Source organism: Motilimonas cestriensis (genome assembly GCF_021295315.1).
In the GTDB taxonomy this organism is placed as follows: domain Bacteria; phylum Pseudomonadota; class Gammaproteobacteria; order Enterobacterales; family CBDFNC01; genus Motilimonas; species Motilimonas cestriensis.
The window spans coordinates 70,440-86,208 of the sequence record NZ_JAIMJA010000005.1; the positions used below are offsets into that span (position 1 = coordinate 70,440).

The 15,769-nt window shown below is 46.6% G+C and carries 28 protein-coding genes and 2 other RNA genes; 5 read left to right on the forward strand and 25 right to left on the reverse strand.

Going from position 1 to position 15,769, the window contains the following annotated elements:
• Nucleotide 1: 1 nt before the first annotated feature.
• The 6 genes from K6Y31_RS06310 to K6Y31_RS06335 form a co-directional block, all read right to left on the reverse strand.
• The gene (locus tag K6Y31_RS06310; protein WP_233051959.1) at nt 2–298 is read right to left on the reverse strand and encodes a VpaChn25_0724 family phage protein; all 297 of its coding nucleotides are present in this window, start codon (nt 296–298) and stop codon (nt 2–4) included.
• 97 nt (nt 299–395) lie between these two features.
• Complete coding sequence (locus K6Y31_RS06315; protein ID WP_233051960.1) at nt 396–692, reverse strand: DUF2730 family protein; 297 nt, start codon at nt 690–692, stop codon at nt 396–398.
• Nucleotides 685–924: a TraR/DksA C4-type zinc finger protein gene (locus K6Y31_RS06320; RefSeq protein WP_233051961.1), complete on the reverse strand. Its 240-nt coding sequence runs from the start codon at nt 922–924 to the stop codon at nt 685–687. The genes K6Y31_RS06315 and K6Y31_RS06320 overlap by 8 nt, the downstream gene beginning before the upstream one ends.
• A gap of 17 nt (nt 925–941) precedes the next feature.
• A complete protein-coding gene (locus tag K6Y31_RS06325) occupies nt 942–1,499 on the reverse strand; it encodes a hypothetical protein (RefSeq protein ID WP_233051962.1) in 558 nt (185 codons plus the stop codon).
• A complete protein-coding gene (locus K6Y31_RS06330) occupies nt 1,486–1,764 on the reverse strand; it encodes a hypothetical protein (RefSeq protein WP_233051963.1) in 279 nt (92 codons plus the stop codon). Before K6Y31_RS06330 ends, K6Y31_RS06325 begins: the two co-directional genes overlap by 14 nt.
• Nucleotides 1,749–2,270: a glycoside hydrolase family 108 protein gene (locus tag K6Y31_RS06335; protein ID WP_233051964.1), complete on the reverse strand. Its 522-nt coding sequence runs from the start codon at nt 2,268–2,270 to the stop codon at nt 1,749–1,751. Before K6Y31_RS06335 ends, K6Y31_RS06330 begins: the two co-directional genes overlap by 16 nt.
• A 161-nt stretch (nt 2,271–2,431) precedes the next feature.
• Between K6Y31_RS06335 and K6Y31_RS06340 the strand changes: the two genes are divergently transcribed.
• Nucleotides 2,432–2,713, forward strand: coding sequence for a hypothetical protein (locus K6Y31_RS06340; protein ID WP_233051965.1), 282 nt, complete (start codon nt 2,432–2,434; stop codon nt 2,711–2,713).
• A gap of 14 nt (nt 2,714–2,727) precedes the next feature.
• A complete protein-coding gene (locus K6Y31_RS06345; protein WP_233051966.1) occupies nt 2,728–3,255 on the forward strand; it encodes a hypothetical protein in 528 nt (175 codons plus the stop codon).
• Nucleotides 3,256–3,313: 58 nt separating this feature from the next.
• On the opposite strand, the gene K6Y31_RS06350 is transcribed toward K6Y31_RS06345, so the two are convergent.
• The 17 genes from K6Y31_RS06350 to K6Y31_RS06425 all read right to left on the reverse strand — a co-directional run bounded on the left by K6Y31_RS06350 (nt 3,314) and on the right by K6Y31_RS06425 (nt 11,028).
• Nucleotides 3,314–3,730, reverse strand: coding sequence for a Mor transcription activator family protein (locus K6Y31_RS06350; protein WP_233051967.1), 417 nt, complete (start codon nt 3,728–3,730; stop codon nt 3,314–3,316).
• A 24-nt stretch (nt 3,731–3,754) separates the two neighbouring features.
• Nucleotides 3,755–3,928 carry a hypothetical protein gene (locus tag K6Y31_RS06355; protein WP_233051968.1) on the reverse strand — a complete coding sequence of 58 codons (174 nt, stop codon included), beginning with the start codon at nt 3,926–3,928 and terminating at the stop codon, nt 3,755–3,757.
• Nucleotides 3,918–4,409: a hypothetical protein gene (locus K6Y31_RS06360; RefSeq protein WP_233051969.1), complete on the reverse strand. Its 492-nt coding sequence runs from the start codon at nt 4,407–4,409 to the stop codon at nt 3,918–3,920. The genes K6Y31_RS06355 and K6Y31_RS06360 overlap by 11 nt, the downstream gene beginning before the upstream one ends.
• Nucleotides 4,406–4,933: a gp16 family protein gene (locus tag K6Y31_RS06365; RefSeq protein WP_233051970.1), complete on the reverse strand. Its 528-nt coding sequence runs from the start codon at nt 4,931–4,933 to the stop codon at nt 4,406–4,408. Before K6Y31_RS06365 ends, K6Y31_RS06360 begins: the two co-directional genes overlap by 4 nt.
• A 7-nt stretch (nt 4,934–4,940) precedes the next feature.
• A complete protein-coding gene (locus K6Y31_RS06370) occupies nt 4,941–5,162 on the reverse strand; it encodes a hypothetical protein (protein ID WP_233051971.1) in 222 nt (73 codons plus the stop codon).
• Nucleotides 5,163–5,187: 25 nt separating this feature from the next.
• An RNA gene (locus tag K6Y31_RS06375) (hammerhead ribozyme type II) lies at nt 5,188–5,252 on the reverse strand.
• Entirely contained in the window at nt 5,253–5,438 is a 186-nt protein-coding gene (locus K6Y31_RS06380) for a hypothetical protein (RefSeq protein WP_233051972.1), read from the reverse strand.
• A complete protein-coding gene (locus K6Y31_RS22300) occupies nt 5,438–5,560 on the reverse strand; it encodes a hypothetical protein (RefSeq protein WP_282560155.1) in 123 nt (40 codons plus the stop codon). The genes K6Y31_RS06380 and K6Y31_RS22300 overlap by 1 nt, the downstream gene beginning before the upstream one ends.
• The gene (locus K6Y31_RS06385) at nt 5,539–5,994 is read right to left on the reverse strand and encodes a hypothetical protein (RefSeq protein ID WP_233051973.1); all 456 of its coding nucleotides are present in this window, start codon (nt 5,992–5,994) and stop codon (nt 5,539–5,541) included. Before K6Y31_RS06385 ends, K6Y31_RS22300 begins: the two co-directional genes overlap by 22 nt.
• Complete coding sequence (locus tag K6Y31_RS06390; RefSeq protein WP_233051974.1) at nt 5,991–6,338, reverse strand: hypothetical protein; 348 nt, start codon at nt 6,336–6,338, stop codon at nt 5,991–5,993. The genes K6Y31_RS06385 and K6Y31_RS06390 overlap by 4 nt, the downstream gene beginning before the upstream one ends.
• Nucleotides 6,339–6,377: 39 nt before the next feature.
• An RNA gene (locus K6Y31_RS06395) (hammerhead ribozyme type II) lies at nt 6,378–6,443 on the reverse strand.
• Between the two features lies 1 nt (nt 6,444).
• Nucleotides 6,445–7,077, reverse strand: coding sequence for a DUF3164 family protein (locus K6Y31_RS06400; protein ID WP_233051975.1), 633 nt, complete (start codon nt 7,075–7,077; stop codon nt 6,445–6,447).
• Nucleotides 7,078–7,102: 25 nt separating this feature from the next.
• A complete protein-coding gene (locus K6Y31_RS06405) occupies nt 7,103–7,369 on the reverse strand; it encodes a hypothetical protein (protein WP_233051976.1) in 267 nt (88 codons plus the stop codon).
• Between the two features lie 3 nt (nt 7,370–7,372).
• Complete coding sequence (locus K6Y31_RS06410) at nt 7,373–7,741, reverse strand: hypothetical protein (RefSeq protein ID WP_233051977.1); 369 nt, start codon at nt 7,739–7,741, stop codon at nt 7,373–7,375.
• 3 nt (nt 7,742–7,744) lie between these two features.
• Nucleotides 7,745–8,716, reverse strand: a complete 972-nt coding sequence (locus K6Y31_RS06415; protein WP_233051978.1) for an AAA family ATPase — start codon at nt 8,714–8,716, stop codon at nt 7,745–7,747.
• A 75-nt stretch (nt 8,717–8,791) separates the two neighbouring features.
• Nucleotides 8,792–10,768, reverse strand: a complete 1,977-nt coding sequence (locus K6Y31_RS06420) for a transposase domain-containing protein (RefSeq protein ID WP_233051979.1) — start codon at nt 10,766–10,768, stop codon at nt 8,792–8,794.
• Between the two features lie 11 nt (nt 10,769–10,779).
• A complete protein-coding gene (locus K6Y31_RS06425) occupies nt 10,780–11,028 on the reverse strand; it encodes a helix-turn-helix domain-containing protein (RefSeq protein ID WP_233051980.1) in 249 nt (82 codons plus the stop codon).
• Nucleotides 11,029–11,151: 123 nt separating this feature from the next.
• Here K6Y31_RS06425 and K6Y31_RS06430 point away from each other — a divergent pair, with 123 nt between their 5' ends.
• Complete coding sequence (locus tag K6Y31_RS06430; RefSeq protein WP_233051981.1) at nt 11,152–11,904, forward strand: S24 family peptidase; 753 nt, start codon at nt 11,152–11,154, stop codon at nt 11,902–11,904.
• 486 nt (nt 11,905–12,390) lie between these two features.
• Nucleotides 12,391–13,368 carry a PstS family phosphate ABC transporter substrate-binding protein gene (locus K6Y31_RS06435; protein ID WP_233051982.1) on the forward strand — a complete coding sequence of 326 codons (978 nt, stop codon included), beginning with the start codon at nt 12,391–12,393 and terminating at the stop codon, nt 13,366–13,368.
• A 164-nt stretch (nt 13,369–13,532) separates the two neighbouring features.
• Here the strand turns inward: K6Y31_RS06435 and arcA are convergent, their stop codons facing one another.
• Complete coding sequence (gene arcA, locus K6Y31_RS06440; RefSeq protein WP_233051983.1) at nt 13,533–14,252, reverse strand: two-component system response regulator ArcA; 720 nt, start codon at nt 14,250–14,252, stop codon at nt 13,533–13,535.
• Nucleotides 14,253–14,660: 408 nt separating this feature from the next.
• Between arcA and K6Y31_RS06445 the strand changes: the two genes are divergently transcribed.
• Complete coding sequence (locus tag K6Y31_RS06445) at nt 14,661–15,068, forward strand: DUF3293 domain-containing protein (protein ID WP_233051984.1); 408 nt, start codon at nt 14,661–14,663, stop codon at nt 15,066–15,068.
• Here K6Y31_RS06445 and K6Y31_RS06450 read toward each other — a convergent pair.
• Nucleotides 15,065–15,604: a hypothetical protein gene (locus tag K6Y31_RS06450; protein ID WP_233051985.1), complete on the reverse strand. Its 540-nt coding sequence runs from the start codon at nt 15,602–15,604 to the stop codon at nt 15,065–15,067. The two genes, K6Y31_RS06445 and K6Y31_RS06450, sit on opposite strands and share 4 nt — an antisense overlap.
• Nucleotides 15,605–15,769 lie beyond the last annotated feature (165 nt).

The following is a 15,769-nucleotide window of genomic DNA, read 5'->3' on the forward strand; positions in this document are numbered from 1 at the left end:
CTTATAAATTTGGACGCGGGCGTTTAATGCCTGGCGCAAACGCATGGCCTAGGGCCACGTCTAACCCTCGTTGGGTTAAGCTAGCCAATAAGGTTTGGCCAACGGTTTCCACCTTGACGTATTGCTGCTCGGCCAGCCAATGCAGCTGAGTGCGCAAGGCGTCGCGGCTGATGGTGAGGTTATAACGGGCAAGGCCATCTTGTAAGATGGACTCGTTTAGCTTAAAGCCGGGTACTTCATTCAATAAACGCAACACCACTAGGCGATAATGCTCGTTCATTACATCTTCTAAAGCCATGATAGGGTTATCCTTTAATTTCGTTTTCTGTGAGCCGCTATTGGTGTCGTTCATGACGTGCCGGCACGTCTTAAATCACTAATAAGCCAGCGTGTTCTTAGCCTTTGATTTCGTTTTCTGTGAGCATCTGCGTCATAACGTGTAAGTGATTTAGCTGGGTTAAAATGGTGTCGAGCTTGCCGCTTTGGTTTTCAATGCGGCGATCCAAATCGCTGATGTCGGTTTTACTGGGCAGGTGTTTAAATTCGCCTTCCAGCCTTGCTAAGCGCCGCTCTAGCTCTTCCACCTTGGTTTGCTTGGCAAAGGTTTTGGTTAAGAAGAAATTGGCAAACAGCATCACCAAGGTAATAAAGGCGTAAATTTGCACCCAATAGGTTGTGATAAAGCTAATCACCTCGCTGCTCCTTTAATTCCTTGATGCTTTGGCAATCAATGCAGCGCAGGGCGCAGGGGTTAGCCTTAATGCGCTTAGCGGGGATCACTTCACCGCAGTCGATACACAGGCGTTCGCCCTCGCTGGCATCATCAGGCCGGTGGCCTTGCATCGCTTTGGCTTGTTGGGCGGCTAAGCTGCGCGCCAGCCACTGGCTTTCGTGTTCGCTGGCTTTATCGGCTATGTCGGTCATTGCTATTCCTTAATCAATTAGAGCTTTGGCCCTTTAAAGCGGCTAAAGGCGTCCCACGTTCTAACGCCCATGTAGGCCATGGGCATCGAGAGCAAACAACCTAATAACTCCCAGCTGGCGCCAGTGCCCACGTCTTGGGCTTTCAAGGCTTCAAAGCCGATGGTGTAAAGCAAGGCGGCATAGGTGCAAATGCGGGCGATCAGTGGTCGGGTTTGCCGCACGTATTCGCCCTGGGCGTTATCACCGTTTTGAATGGTGGCTTGTTGCTGTTGGTTGAGGGTTTCGTCATGCTGAAACTGGCGTGATTCACGCTCTTGGTCGATTTTGGCCAGCTCGACTTGCATCTGTTGCAGCTGCACAAATTGCGCTGGCGGCATTTGATTGAGGGCTTGCTCCATCGCCACTTGCTGTGCTTCTTTGCTGCTTAAACTGCCGCGAATGTGATCGACGGTGTTGGCGACCTTAATGGCGGTGTCTTCGGTGTCGCCACCAAACAAGCTGCCCACGGCTTTCACCACACTGGGGCCAACCTTTAATAAGGTGCTGGCTAAACCGATTATGCTAACGGGATCCATGGGCTTTCCTCTGGATTAAATCACTAATAATGCGCTGCATTTTGCCGCGCCATTTCTCGGCTTGTTGCTGGGCGCGAGCCACTTGCGCAGGGGTAACGCTGTGCCAACCCTTTTGGTAATAACTGGCCTTAGTGGCGCAGGGATAACACTGCTTATAGGGCCGCTCAGACTCACCGGCTAAACTGGCCAGCTCGGTTTCAATGCGGTCGCGGCGGCCTTCGTAATAAGCCAGTGTCCAGCCCATGCCCATTACAGATACTGCCAAGTAACAGGCAGCAGTAAATCAAGGCGGTTAAACCAACCTTCTAGGTACTTCTGGCTGCGTTGGCGCTTGGCGACAATGCGGGCATAACGGCGGCCACGGCGCAGTAAATAGGCAGATACCAGCAAGGCGGTGTCGGTTTGGCGCGCTGCCGCTAAGGTAATGGGGCCGATTTTGCCGTCTGGTTTTACCTTGAGGGCGTTTTGCAACATTAGCTTGGCTACGCTAACCCCGTGATTAACGGCGGCATCAAACACGGCAATGGCCAAGGCATCGGGCAGTTCGTGGCAATACGCGGCTTTCCAATAGTCGCGATGGTAAATGCGCACGGCTTGCGCTTGGGTTAAGTTGGCAATATCCAGATTCGGGTAAGCCCGTTTGGATATACCAAATTGGGTTTCCCCGCCGGGGTCGTCGGGATCATTCACATAGCCGCCTTCAATGGGGCCAAGCCAAAGCATGGCAGCCTGAAAAGCGGGGTGATAATTTAATAAGAGGTCTTTATTCATGCCGTTATCATGACGGCATTGGCGATTTGGTTGGGTTTATCGGGTTTTAGTGAGAGTTGTGTTTTTTGATATTAAAGAGTTGATAGTGGTCACTGAAAAATCAAATAGATGTATTTATTATGTTGTCATCAAAATGATTATCAAAATTAAGAGGGATATTTATGTCTGAATTAACCTGTCCACATTGTCACAATAGTGTACCACGAGGTGCAACTGTATGTAGCGGTTGCCAAGCTGAAGTTGAGTATGGCTCTCCTCAAGCAATGTTTATCATTATTTTAATTATTGCTGCTGCCGCTGGTATTAAAGTGGGCATTTGGTTTTCTTCCGCAAGTTGGTTGGGCTGGGTGGTCGCGGTTGCCGTGGTTATTGGTGGAATGGTCGTTAGTGGACGGTTATTCAAAGATCGCGTGAATTTCAAACGCGTTTATAAAACCCGATAAGGAAGCTGAAAATAATGGCCTATAAATTAGCAGTAGCGGCATTGATGAGCACCTTAACACTCACCGCCTGTGGCGGTGGTGGTGAGAGCCAAGCCCTATCGAGTAACGCATCTTCAAGCTCAACGACGGATATTTTTGCCAAAGACTGCACCGCAGAGATTAACAATAAGATTGCTGAAATTGGCGATCCTGAAACCATCGACAAGTATGATAGTGGAAATTATCATAGCCATTCCTATAAGTGGTTTAACGGTGATTACACCTTGGATTTCACTTGGGGTGACATAGTTCAAGGCTGTGAGATTAAAACGTTTTGGTATCCTGATGATTTCAATTGGACGCCAACATCTGGAGAGTGCCCGAAAAAAATTAAGGCTGAATTAGCAGCCAGAGGTGAATCGGAAAAAGTATTTGTGTATTGGTCGCCCAGTACTTCAACTTATAAGTATTATTGGTACGCTCAAGGCGTTATCTATACCTTCGATGAAGGCGAATTTTATAATGGTTGTGAGGTATCAACGTCTACCTTTGCCCCGTTCTAAACAGCAAAAAGCCCCATTAACGGGGCTTTTTCATTCCTAGCGACATACAACCTCACAACTAAAACAACTCCCGCTGGCTGCGCTTTTGGTGCAGTTTGCGCTGCTCTTGAATGATGCGATAGATCTGCGGTTCGGTCAGTTCGCGGTGGTCTTGCGCGATCAGTTTGATGCTTTTGCCGTGATACCAATCATTAAAAATGTCGATATTGCGCAATGCGCTTAGTAGCTTGTCGCCCTTGGGCAAATAACGAAAACGCCCACCTAAGTAGTGGGCTTGTTCGGCAATTAAGGCTTTGGCGATTTTGCGTGGCTGAGAAATGCTGAGGCGCGTTAAACGGCTTTCAAACACGTCCACTAAATCGGCGAGGTATTCGGGCCAGCTGCTTTTATAGTCATCATCTGGCACGTCTTCAATGCGGGCCAGCAGTGGCTCGACTAGGTCATCACTAAATAGGCTGTGCTGTTGTTCGCTCATGATTGCTCCTGCTGGCTATAGGGACTAATAAGGGGCGTTAATATTTAGCTCAAAATCTTGACCACACTGAGTGCAAGTTAAGTCATGAGCACCAACGGTAATATCATAGTTAAGGCCATGCTCACTGGTCCGTTGTGGTTTATCACAGTGTGGGCAGTCAAAGGTTAACTCCAATTCAACATTCACTTCAGCAAACATGGTGATCTCCTTTAAACTTGGCCATTTGCTCTTCAAATTTGCGTTTATTCTCGGCGGCGCTTTCTGGTCGCCCTTGGGCTTTGATTTCCACGTTGCCTTTCACTTCGCTTTTTAAACCACTGTTAAAGGTGTCTGAAACCGTGTTTAACACTTGTTTAAGGTAGTTGTGATTTTTCAATGGCTGCGCGTTGCTGCCTTCTAAGCGCTTGGCCTTAATGCTGCTGGCCGTTTGGTACACCGCTTCACGCAAGGCGTCGTGATTATGAGTTAATGCCAGCACCTCACTGATTAGCTTGGCGGCGCGGCTTAGGCTCAAATCCGACTTTTCAGGGCGAAATAACGCGATGTATTCCATTAAATGACGCCCCAAGTGTTTATCTAACTTGGCCAGTGTGGCCATCACTTCGCGGCCTGCGTCATCTTCAATTAATTGCTGTAAATACAACTGACTTTTACAGATAGGACAACGGCCTAATTTCATGGCTGCTCCCCTTGTGCTTGCTGAAAAATATCACAGATAGTTGCGTAAGAGGGGGTTTTTCCTTGGCTATTTTTGGGTTGCTCACCCAGCTGCTTAACCATTTCCCGCGTGTGCCATTTTTTCAGGCTTTCTAGCACGCGACTGGCTTGGTTGGATTGCAGCCATGTCAGCTGAGCAATCCCGGTGATGCGTTTGCTGTAAGCCGTTAATGCACGCTCTGAGCCATCACGAACAAAACCTTGCTGGTGCATGGTGCGCCAAATAGCGTTGATTTTTGCTAGCTCAGGCGCGCGCACGGCCTTGGTTTTGTTGGCTGGCTTGCGGGTTGGCTTTTGGGTTTTAAAGCCGCGCTGTTCAAACGCAGCCATCACCGCCATTAACTCAGGTAAGCTCATGGTACTGCATGACGTTTTGCCCTTGGTGGCACTGGCCAAAATGGCTTGGTAAATATCATCGTCTAGTTTGAGCTGCGCTTTGGCGATGTGAATGCGCGTGATTAAACTCTTTCGGTGTGCTGTGGTCATAGGGCCTCTACTGTTCGGTTGATCTCAGCGCGTCGCGGCTAAGCTGGTCGCGCCATAGGGTCATTTCTTCGGCTAATGCCAGCCAGCCTTGCTGCTCGGCGCGGGTGGCTAATTGGCTTAATTCGCCGCACAAACTCAGCACGGCATTTACCTCATGGGTGGTGACACTGCGGCATATCAAGCGCGTGAACGCGGTATCAACTGCTGCTTTGGTGGTTGGGTTCAACATAGCGTTTCCTTTTTTATGCCGCTTGAGTAGGCTGCTCATCAGTGCCTAGCCGCCATGCTAGGCAGACGCCGTGGAGACGGCGTTTCGCTTTTATTGCTGCGCAAGTCGCTTTTGATTGCACACGTCCTTATTAGCCAAAATGATGTTCTTTTCCAGTTGCTCGTAGAACGCTAAGGCAATGGCGTCGGCAACGTTTTTTCTATCGTGTTCAATATGCGATACCCAATTCACCACGCCCTCATCGGTGCAGGTAATTTCTACGGTAATCAGTGCCATTACTTTTCCTCCAGTAAATGCCAGCGTGGAATGTTCTTTTCACACCACGCCCGGGCGGTTGCTTCGTTGTAGCCTTGGCCGCTGTGCAGTAAGTAGTTAATTAATCCTTGACGGGTTGGCATGGCTCGGCCTCCACATCGGTGGGTTCGACGAACATTTGCAGGTCTTTTTGCTTACTCAGCACCCGCTTTAAGCCTGCGAACTTAGGGAAGAATGGTTCGTAATACACATGCTTGTCGTATAATCTAGGGTATTGCTTCTTGGCTTCTCGCTTCCCCCATAACTTTTCTATTTCCTTAATCTGCTTTTGCGAATAACAGGATTCGCTTCGCTTACGCCATACCAGCGCCACAAACGGATCATAATGTTTACTTGATTCTAAGCCCGACGTGGGTTGAATCGAGCCGTCGATAAACACCAACACTGCCAGTTGGTTTTCAGCAATCAATCGCTTCTCAAGGGTAAGCGTTCGGCCTTCTAGCATCAGTTTGACTGTGCCATATAAGCCACTTAATTTGCTTTCAATATCCGTCCACTGTTCTTTGCTAATGCTCATGCCAACTCCTTGGGTATCGCAGGAATAACCCCTAACGCCAGTTCCCATAGCGCACGGTAGCGCTGAGCGTTACGCTCCCTTACGCCTTCACTGTCCCAGGCAATAACACTTTGTTGGTCGTTAATGGCCTTAACTTTAAATCGACGCGGCTTAGTGAGTATTTCCACCTCAATATCAGGATTGTTTTCAAGGTAGCGAAAGGTTACTTCCGCTTGAGTTTGGGTGATGCCAGCACGCTCAATCAAGCGAGCTAATGGAAAAAACTTGCCATCCTCTAGCATGTATTGCGCGATGCGGCGCTGGCGCATTAAAAACTCGGCGCGGGTTTCTCGGGTTGTTTTCATGGTGCATATCCATTTTGAAATAAAAATAAATAGCTTGGGCCCTGGCTGCTCGTCAGTGCCTAGCCACCACGCTAGGCAGACGCCGTGAATGACGGCGTTTCGCTGGTTATAGCTTGCTGATATCAAGGGGGATGTTTAAAAACTTCCCTTCTGGATTACGCTTTTTAAAGTTCAGGTAAGATTTAGAGCCCACCACTTTGATCGCATCGGTAATCGCTTCCATGCCGTTCACCCAGCGAGGGTCTTCGGACACATGCTGATATTCACGTTTGAAGCTCAGTACCTTGGCAATGCTTAAATTACCTTCCTTATCCGTTTCAAAGGTGTTGAAGATGATGGCGCGCACTTCTGCACTGGATGTTTTTGCCCACTCTTGAGCACATTCTTTGATTAACTGCTCAGCAATGCGCAGCTCTGGCCCCATGGTGATGCGGTCTTGAACCGAAATACGGATCTGCAATTCACCATCAAAAGAGGTAAATGACATGCCGCCTTTTTTGCCACCTTTTTTAGCCGAATACTTTTCCTCTAGCAGCTCTTTAAAGGCATAACAGTCTTCGTAAACTTCTTGTTTCAACTTCGCTATTTGCTGCTGTAGTTCATAGGCTCGATTGATATGTTTGATAACAAAATCATTCATTTCAACGTCATAAGGGCTAAGCAGCTGCTCTTGCACCAAATGGCCTTTACTATTTTTGATGTAGCCAGCGGGAATGCTGTTTTCTGTTGCTGTATTCATTGATTAATCCTTATTTAAACGCGGTTTAAACCGCGTTTGCTGGGGTTACTGGGGCTGATTCAGGGCACCAAAGCACGGTGCTACCGTTGTATTTAAACGGGTACACAGTGCGGGTCTTGCCGTCTTTGTTTTCCGTAACCGCGGGCGGCATCGGTGGCGTTAAAAACTGCTCGGGCACATCACGCACTTCAAACACGGTGCCGCAACGCCCCGAGTAACAGGCGGTGACACCAAAGCCTAATTTGATCAGGCCACTAAGTTGTGTGCTGGTTGCATCGTTTAAGGTATTCATTGCTTATCTCCCTGCTAAATAATCTAGCCATTGGTCATCTGGCAAGCGCCACTGCATTAGTCGATCGAACGTGGTTAGCGCCTTGATTTGCTGAATGGCGAGCTCTTCACGTCTCATTCTCGCCCCATCCAGCTTGCGAAGTTGACGATAGGCGCGTTGCCAGCCCGCACGGGTGCCTGTAAACATCAGTGTATCCATTGACAGCACGAAGAAATCTTCCGTTTCCGCTGATCTTTCGCGACTATTCAAATAAACGTCGATAGAGTAACGAAACCCCGTGCTTTCAAACATGCCATCGCAAACCACACCCACAAAGGTGTTGCCTCTAATTTCAATTTGAACAGTGCTATGCTTCTTCGAAAATACACTCATGGCTTATCCCTCAATCAAGTCTTGTTTTAACTCGGCGTAAGCGCCGCGAACGTGGTCTACTGTTAAGCGTTCGCCTTTGCCTTGGGCAATCATCGACGCTAAACGTAATGTGTGGCTCAGTTTACGCAGCTGACCTTTGTTGCCTGCAATGCTATGAATAAGCTGCATTTCAGTGTCGCTGGTGAGCTGCCAGGCTGCGGCAATGGCGTCAATATCACGCTTTTTTACCTTCAAAATGGACAGCTTTTTTGATACCCGAGACTCTAAACGGCTTAGGTCGATGTTGCGGCTATTGCCCACCATTTTGCCGTACACAGTGGGGTTTCCTACCAGCGCCAAACCTATGCCGATTTTTTGCTGTAGCACGCGCAGCTCTTCAATCACTTCAAGCTGCAAGTGGTCAGCTTCATCGATGATGATCAAACCGCCTGTACCTTCAAGACGGCGACGAATGGCGTGGCACAGTGAGTCTTTGCGGCGCGGGGCGTTCTCTATGCCCAGCTCCATCGCTAACTCGTAGAAAAAGCCCAGCAAACCACTAATAGACGGGCTTGCTACCACTATCCAACAGTTAGGTGAACGGCGGGCGTACTCTTTTGCGGCTTCTGATTTGCCCACGCCTGGCGCGCCCATCACGACTGTCATGCCATCGCCACGGCTAATGTGGGCATAGCGCAAGGTGTTAAAGACCTGCTTTGACGTAGTGGTTTCAACAAAGCTAGGCGCAATCGGCATGTCTGTTTCACGGCTTTTGCGCATCTCTAACCACTGCTGCAGGGTGTGCAGGTGCTTTTCTGGCGGCGCTTTGTAAGTGCCATTGAGAATTTGCGATAACAGTGAGGTGGTCATGCTGGTTTCGCGCGCCACTTCGGCTTGCAAGACGCCAGATGCGATCACGGCTTTTACGGCGTCGCGCACAGCATTAGCGTGGTCTGACATGGTCACTACATTTGAATTTTGATTATTCTCTGCCATAATTACTCCGATTTATTTTGTTAATTAATCAGGTCAGGCCACAACCTGACCTTTTTTATGTCTGCTGGTTTGGTGCTACAGCTCTGCCTGCTTTTCCCATATCGCGCTAATGGCGTTACCAAACGCTTCTTCACGTTCATCCTCGTCCATTTCTATTTGCGCTTTGCGCACCGTGTTACCCGCTTGCTGGTACATTTCTACTATCTTGGTTTCAGGCGCTTTTGGTGGCTCAACCTCGGGCAGTTGCGCGGCCACTTCGGCAATGGTCATGCGTTGCTGCGCCAATGCGGCGGCTTTCGTTGCCTTTGTAAAGCGAGTGCGGTTTTTTTCATGGTCACGAGCGGCTACGCGATCGTTAAAGCCGCTGCGCTCTTGGCACTGTGCTTCACAAATAAAGCGGCCATCCGTGGTGTAACAAAACACGCTCTGGTGCAGGTTGCGCGGGTCAAAACGCACCACCACTTTGCCGTGCTTAAGGCGCATGCCGATCAAGGATTCGCTAATGTATTTGTTAGTTTGGTTTGCAATGGTGCCGCCAGCCTTAAGTGTGAAGGTGCCGTTTGTTACCCGCACTGGCTCTGAGCACAGCATTAATATGCGCAGCTGCTCTTTAGTGGCTTTGCGAATAGTTGACGCCTCGTAACTCACGTTAAACGCTTCATCAAAGCTCATCCGGCCGCCACACACTTCCGTTTCACGGTTAGGCTTGCTATTAAACTGGTTTACACCGTATTCAACGGTTTTTAAAAAATCTTCTACCGCAATGGCTTTGCTGCCGTAGTTGTCGGGCTTGGCCATTGGGTTCGGGCCTGTGTAGGCACCGGCATTAAGCGGGTGCTTGTCGATCATTTCTTCTAAGCCACCCACACCAAAGGCACGTTCAATCGGCTTCGCTTGGCCGTGGCCTTTACCGTATTTAATGGTGGTCCATTGCACATCAATCCCCAACACCTTGAACAAACCATCGGGATCATCTTCTTTCACTTTGAAGCGGTATCGGGTTTTAATGCCTGCGGTTAGCTCCTTGTTAGCCGCTGCGCGTGTGTTATCAATCGTGGCGATTTTGGGTATACCGTAGCGCTCAATCATGCTCATTAAACTAAGACGGATACTGTCTTTGTTTTCTGATACATCGACGTAATAGCCCACAATTTTTCGGCTGTACACGTCCTGCCAAAACCACGTTTTAGGGCGCAATATTTCGCCGTTATGCCAGCGCACAAACACGTTGTGTTGGTAGCCGTCACCGTTGATATGCTCCATTGCATGCAGCTGCAGCACGCTACGGGTTTGCGCGGGATACATCATCATCAGCGCGTGTTCGCCTTTGCGCAGTAGCACCGCTTGGTCTTTCGGTATTTCGCGTTCAATCTTGCGACGAACCGAAGATTCTGAGGGCACAACCCAGCCTTTATTCGCGCCCGCTTGGATCACGCGCTCAAGGCAAGTGGTTAAATTAGGGCCTTCTAAACGGAAATAATCGGCCTTAAACGCTTCCCAGGCAGCAGGGGTAAATTCTGCCTCTTGTGTTTCTTTGCGCGCCTTGTATTTGGGCACAAACAAGGTGATCCAGTCGGCACGCTCAAAGCCGTCAACCGTATAATAAGTGCGACGAACCGTGCCTTCGCTGGTGTTGAATTTTTTGGCGACCAACAGCAGCGCATCCTCTACGGGGATGTTTTTTGCCCTTAAATCAGCCACGGCGCAGGCAATATTGAACTTACGCTCAGCTTTCTTTTTGTGTGTGTCAGGCGCATTGTCATACTTATCCCACAATGCTTCAGGGCAATAGCTAAGCTCTTTGGCTTCATTGCGTTTTGGCAAAGTAAACACCGTGCCGCCCACTTCAATTTGTGACGCTTGCAGCAGCAATGCTGCGCGGGTTTCCATGGGTAAAGCGTCGATGTGGTATTCGAAAGCTTTTGTGCCTTCGCGTTTACGCTTTAACTCAGGCTTATAACAAGTCGCCCTCTCAAGAGCATCCCTTGTTCTTCTCTCTGTTGATGGCATTCCTGCCAACCCCTTCACCTCTTTCGCGGTAATCCATTGCATAACGAATCCCCTTAACCTTGGTATCGAGACGGCCAAATTACAGCAGGCTCAACCCCAATGGCAGCACCAACAATCTGCTCTCCTTTTGGCCAATGACGATATAAAACATTACTTAGCGTTCTGGGTTTCAATCCTGCATCCCGCGATAGTTGTGAAAACGTCGTCCCTGTCTTTTTTACAGCTGCTTGAATATCTGCTGTGTGCCAATCTTGTGGGCTTTCTTTTTTAACGTCTTTTTGAGACTCTACACAGTTAAGCATTGTCGTAACCTCTTTGTATTATGCTCTTTCGTAAAGACTATAGGGACAAATGGGACTACATGCAAGCTGAAAACGTCCCTTTTGTCATTTTGTTTTTATATTACATCAAACCAAGGAAGCCCAATGAGCTCAGGCCCTAGAGAAGATAAGCTAGTTGATACACCACAAAAGGACGATACGTCCCTTTGTGGTGGTAAGAAAAGGACTCTAAAACAGGAGTGGTATACAGCACAGGACCTGCATGGAATCAGGGGGATGCCCACTACAGCACGTCGTACAAGAGATACATTGGAAAGACTTGTTGATGGAAATGATGATCTAAAAAGAAAAAGGACAGGAACTAAAGCTACGGAATACCATGAATCTATATTGCCACGAGAAACTAAGCTGGCATTAGGCTATTCAGCACTAGCATTAACAGAAAGCAACGTTGTCGTGACCAACTTAAACAACCTGGTGCAAATCCCTCAATACAGCGTAAAAGCCTCAGCAGGCGGGGGGTTAGCGGTAGAAGAAGAGAACATCATAGGTCAAATATCCGTAGGTAAAGACTGGCTTTACAAGCAAAAGCTCAACAACCTAAACCTCGCGCTTATCGAGGTAAGCGGTGACAGCATGGAGCCTACCCTCTCTGATGGTGATTTAGCCATGATCAGCCTGATTAAGCCTTGTTGCACTGAGAAGGTCGAAGGTATTTATATCTTTAGCATTGATGGTGAAGTACGCATCAAAAGGTTAACTAAGGATCTAAGCAAACGAGGCTACCATTTACGCAGTGACAACCAATTATTTGGCAATGACTATATCGAAGAAAGCGAGCTTCACCGCATGAACATCATTGGCAAGTTAAAGAAGGTATTAAAGTCCGTTAAATGAGGGCATTAAACATTATTAAACATCCGTTAAACTTGTTTAACAGAAAAACACCGCTTTTCATTTAAAGCGGTGTTTTCACAAAAACAGGATCATTTTTTTCATTTTAAAGGATCACGATCTCAGCAAAAAAGATCTCTTAGAAAGGCCACGCTCACAACCAAAAAACTCAAGTGAACAGAAGAAGCGACAAACATGACAAAGCCAACTACAATAAGCCTCAGAGGCTAATGAGCACCATCTAATAAAGCGCTATTCCCCCTGAGTCATACCCGCATAGTTTTACAAAATTTCACCAAATTCCACATATCTTCTTCATTTATCATTATTAGTGGGTCTATACAAGCGCCGTAGATTCGGCGCTTTTTCGTTTGTGAAGGAAAAATTACCACGGTCATTAAACTGTCATCTTAGTTACTTATATTTGTCATCATCGCTAGCCATACTGGCGCGGAATCGAAAAAAACACATTCACTTGGAGTAAAGATAATGAAAGTAAAAAATCTGGTAACAGCGATTGGTTTCAGTGTCGCTACCGTTTTCGCTGGATCAGCTGTTGCTGGCAATGTTGATGCAAACCTTCCAACTTACACCAAAGTAAGTGGTGTCTCTGGTAACCTTTCATCTGTTGGCTCTGACACACTAGCTAACATGATGACTTTTTGGGCTGAAGAATTTAAACGTCAATACCCTAATGTAAACATCCAAATTCAAGCTGCAGGTTCATCTACTGCTCCACCAGCATTAACTGAAGGTACTTCTCAGTTCGGCCCAATGAGTCGTGCGATGAAGTCAAAAGAAATCGAAGCATTTGAAAAACGTTACGGCTACAAGCCAACACAAGTACGCGTTGCAATCGATGCATTGGCTGTATTTGTAAACAAAGATAACCCAATTGAAGGTCTATCAATCAAACAAGTTGACGCCATCTTTTCAAGCACACTTAAGTGTGGCGGCGACAAGCAAGCAGAGCGTTGGGGCGACCTAGGCCTAGACGGTTCTTGGAAAGATAAAGACATTCAATTATTCGGTCGTAACTCAGTATCTGGTACTTACGGTTACTTCAAAGATAAAAGCTTATGTAAAGGTGACTTCAAGAGCAGCGTGAACGAGCAACCTGGTTCAGCTTCTGTTGTTCAATCTGTGTCTTCTTCACTAAACGCTATCGGTTACTCTGGTATCGGTTACAAAACATCAGGCGTACGCGCTGTTGCACTGTCTAAGAAAGGCGGTGAATTTGTAGAAGCAACAATGGATAACGCAGTAACAGGTGCTTACCCACTGTCTCGTTTCCTATACGTTTACGTAAACAAGCACCCAAACAAACCTCTTGCACCACTAGAGCGTGAGTTCCTAAAAATGGTTCTTTCTACTCAAGGTCAAGAAATCGTTGCTAAAGATGGCTACATTCCACTACCTGCTTCTGTAGTAATGAAAGACCTTAAAGAGCTAGGTATTGAGCTTTAATTAGCACACTCTTTAACGTTTGATTTGAGCCCTGCATTGCAGGGCTTTTTTGTATCTGATGCTTAATAATTGTATTTGGCGAGGATAGCTTAAACCGAAATCTAGGCAACAAAAAAAGCCCGCAGTATTTGCGGGCTTTATTGTCTTCGGCTTACTTGAAAGATTTATTGTGGTTCGATGTCACCACAAAAACGGTAGCCTTCACCATGGATAGTGGCGATGATTTCTGGCGTTTCACCATGACTTTCAAAGTGCTTGCGAATACGTCGAATGGTGACATCAACGGTTCTATCATGAGGCTTTAGTTCACGGCCTGTCATTTTTTTCAATAAGTCAGCGCGGGTTTGAATTTGGCCTGGGTGCTCAACAAAGTGCAGCATGGCTCTGAATTCGCTGCGTGGCAGCTTAAATACTACGCCTGCAGGGCTAACGAGAGATCGGCTGTTAATTTGTAACTGCCAGCCGTTGAAGTCGTATTGCTCTACTTGATTTGGTAACTCTTCGGCCACTGCTGATGTTTGGCTGCGGCTTAATAAGTTACGCGCTCTGATGGTTAGCTCTCGTGGATTGAAAGGCTTAGTGATGTAATCATCTGCACCAATTTCGAGGCCTAATATTTTATCGACTTCGTTATCGCGTCCGGTTAAGAACATTAATGCGATATTATGCTGATCGCGTAGCTCACGAGCCAGCAATAAGCCGTTTTTCCCAGGTAAGTTAATGTCCATGATCACCAAGTTCACAGAATTAGTTTTTAATATTTGGTACATTTCATTACCATCGGTCGCTTCTAGGACATGATATCCCTCTGCTTCAAAAATACTTTTAAGTGTATTTCTGGTGACCAATTCATCTTCGACGATGAGAATATTGGTTGTATTCATAGTAGTTAGGCCCTAAGTTTTTTAATTACAAATCTAGCATTCTTTCAATTGTAAACCGAGCATGAAATTTAAAAAGAGTGCAACATTATGTTTATAATTCTAGTTCGTTGACTCAGCTTGGATGTGCTCGATTACTACTTAATTTTGCGTTTATCGCACCTAAATTCCGTTTTGAGGAGACTAAAATGCTGCTATCCAGTCAATGTAGAGTAGCCTTAAATGCTGGCTATCAAAGGCTTGGTGGCGAATTGTTTCGAAAATACATTCTAGTTAGTTAACAGATGTATAACAACCGATATCACTAGGTTAGTGTTTTTTTTTCAATTCAGATTGACTTAAATCAAGAGTAGTCTAGGGACCCAAGCTCTTAACAATTCTTTTTCATTGCTGGTATGAGGCGAATATATTTTGTCTAAATTACAACATTCTCTTTGGTTCGCGTACCAGCAGACACACTTTAAATGGCACCAGCTGAAGCTGAGTGCATCGAATTTTGTTATTGTGACGGCATATAACTCAAAGGGTATTGTTCAATCGCGATATGCTAATCATGTGGCGCATCGCGAGTTATTGCGTTACTTACGTATTCATCGAAAGGTATTTTCTTGTTTATCAGGCATGTCTGTGGATGGCGCACATGTTGAGTTGAGTGTTGCGGTCGCCTGTTCAGTTAAGGAAGGTAAAGCTATTGCCTTGAAGTTTAAACAAAATGCTATGTACTGGGTAAATGATGATCAGCTTTACTTGCAGTCGGTTTTAATGGACAGAGGTCAGATTCATTTAGGTGCATTTAGCCTACGATGCTTAACTAGCTAGAAGCGGTAGTCTAAACCGAAATGCATAATTTGCCGCTGTTGCTGCATCTCTACACCGGCTTTAAAATCAAGGTTTCTAATTAATTCGTAGGAAGTGGCTAAGCCTAAATTAGTAATGCTGCCATTAACAGCCGCCTTATTTAACCCAAGTGACATTTGGGTTATACGACTTTCAAGCTTAAGTTGAGGGCTGACTTGGTAGCTGACGCCAGTGGAAAAGTGATACTCGGCTTGTTGGTCTGTTTCTTTAATCTCATTATTGTCACTGAAACCTGCTTCCATAAACACGTTAATACCTCTGTTAACAGGCCACTTATAACCCCCAATCATACCCAAGTTTTGGCCCTCGCTGTCATAATCACTTGGTGATAGTTTTTGATTCAAGAGCAGATTAAAAGAAGGTGAAAGCTGGCTGACGTACCATTGCTGTGCAATCTCTGTACGCTCTGTTGTGGTGGACAAAGGAATAAAGCTATCAGCTGCCACAGCTACGCTGCTCATCGCAGATAAAATAATTAATAGCGCGGCTCGCATCATATAACTATCCCTATTTCAAAAATGTAATTCTAGTATGGTCCGATGTAAGGTAAATGATCTAAAAAAAATAGCTTTATTTATAGATGTCTGGTGAAGGATCCGGTGTTGGAGCAAACAAGTTTCAATAATCAGTTATCATTCAAAGGTAACTATTCCTATTCGGCT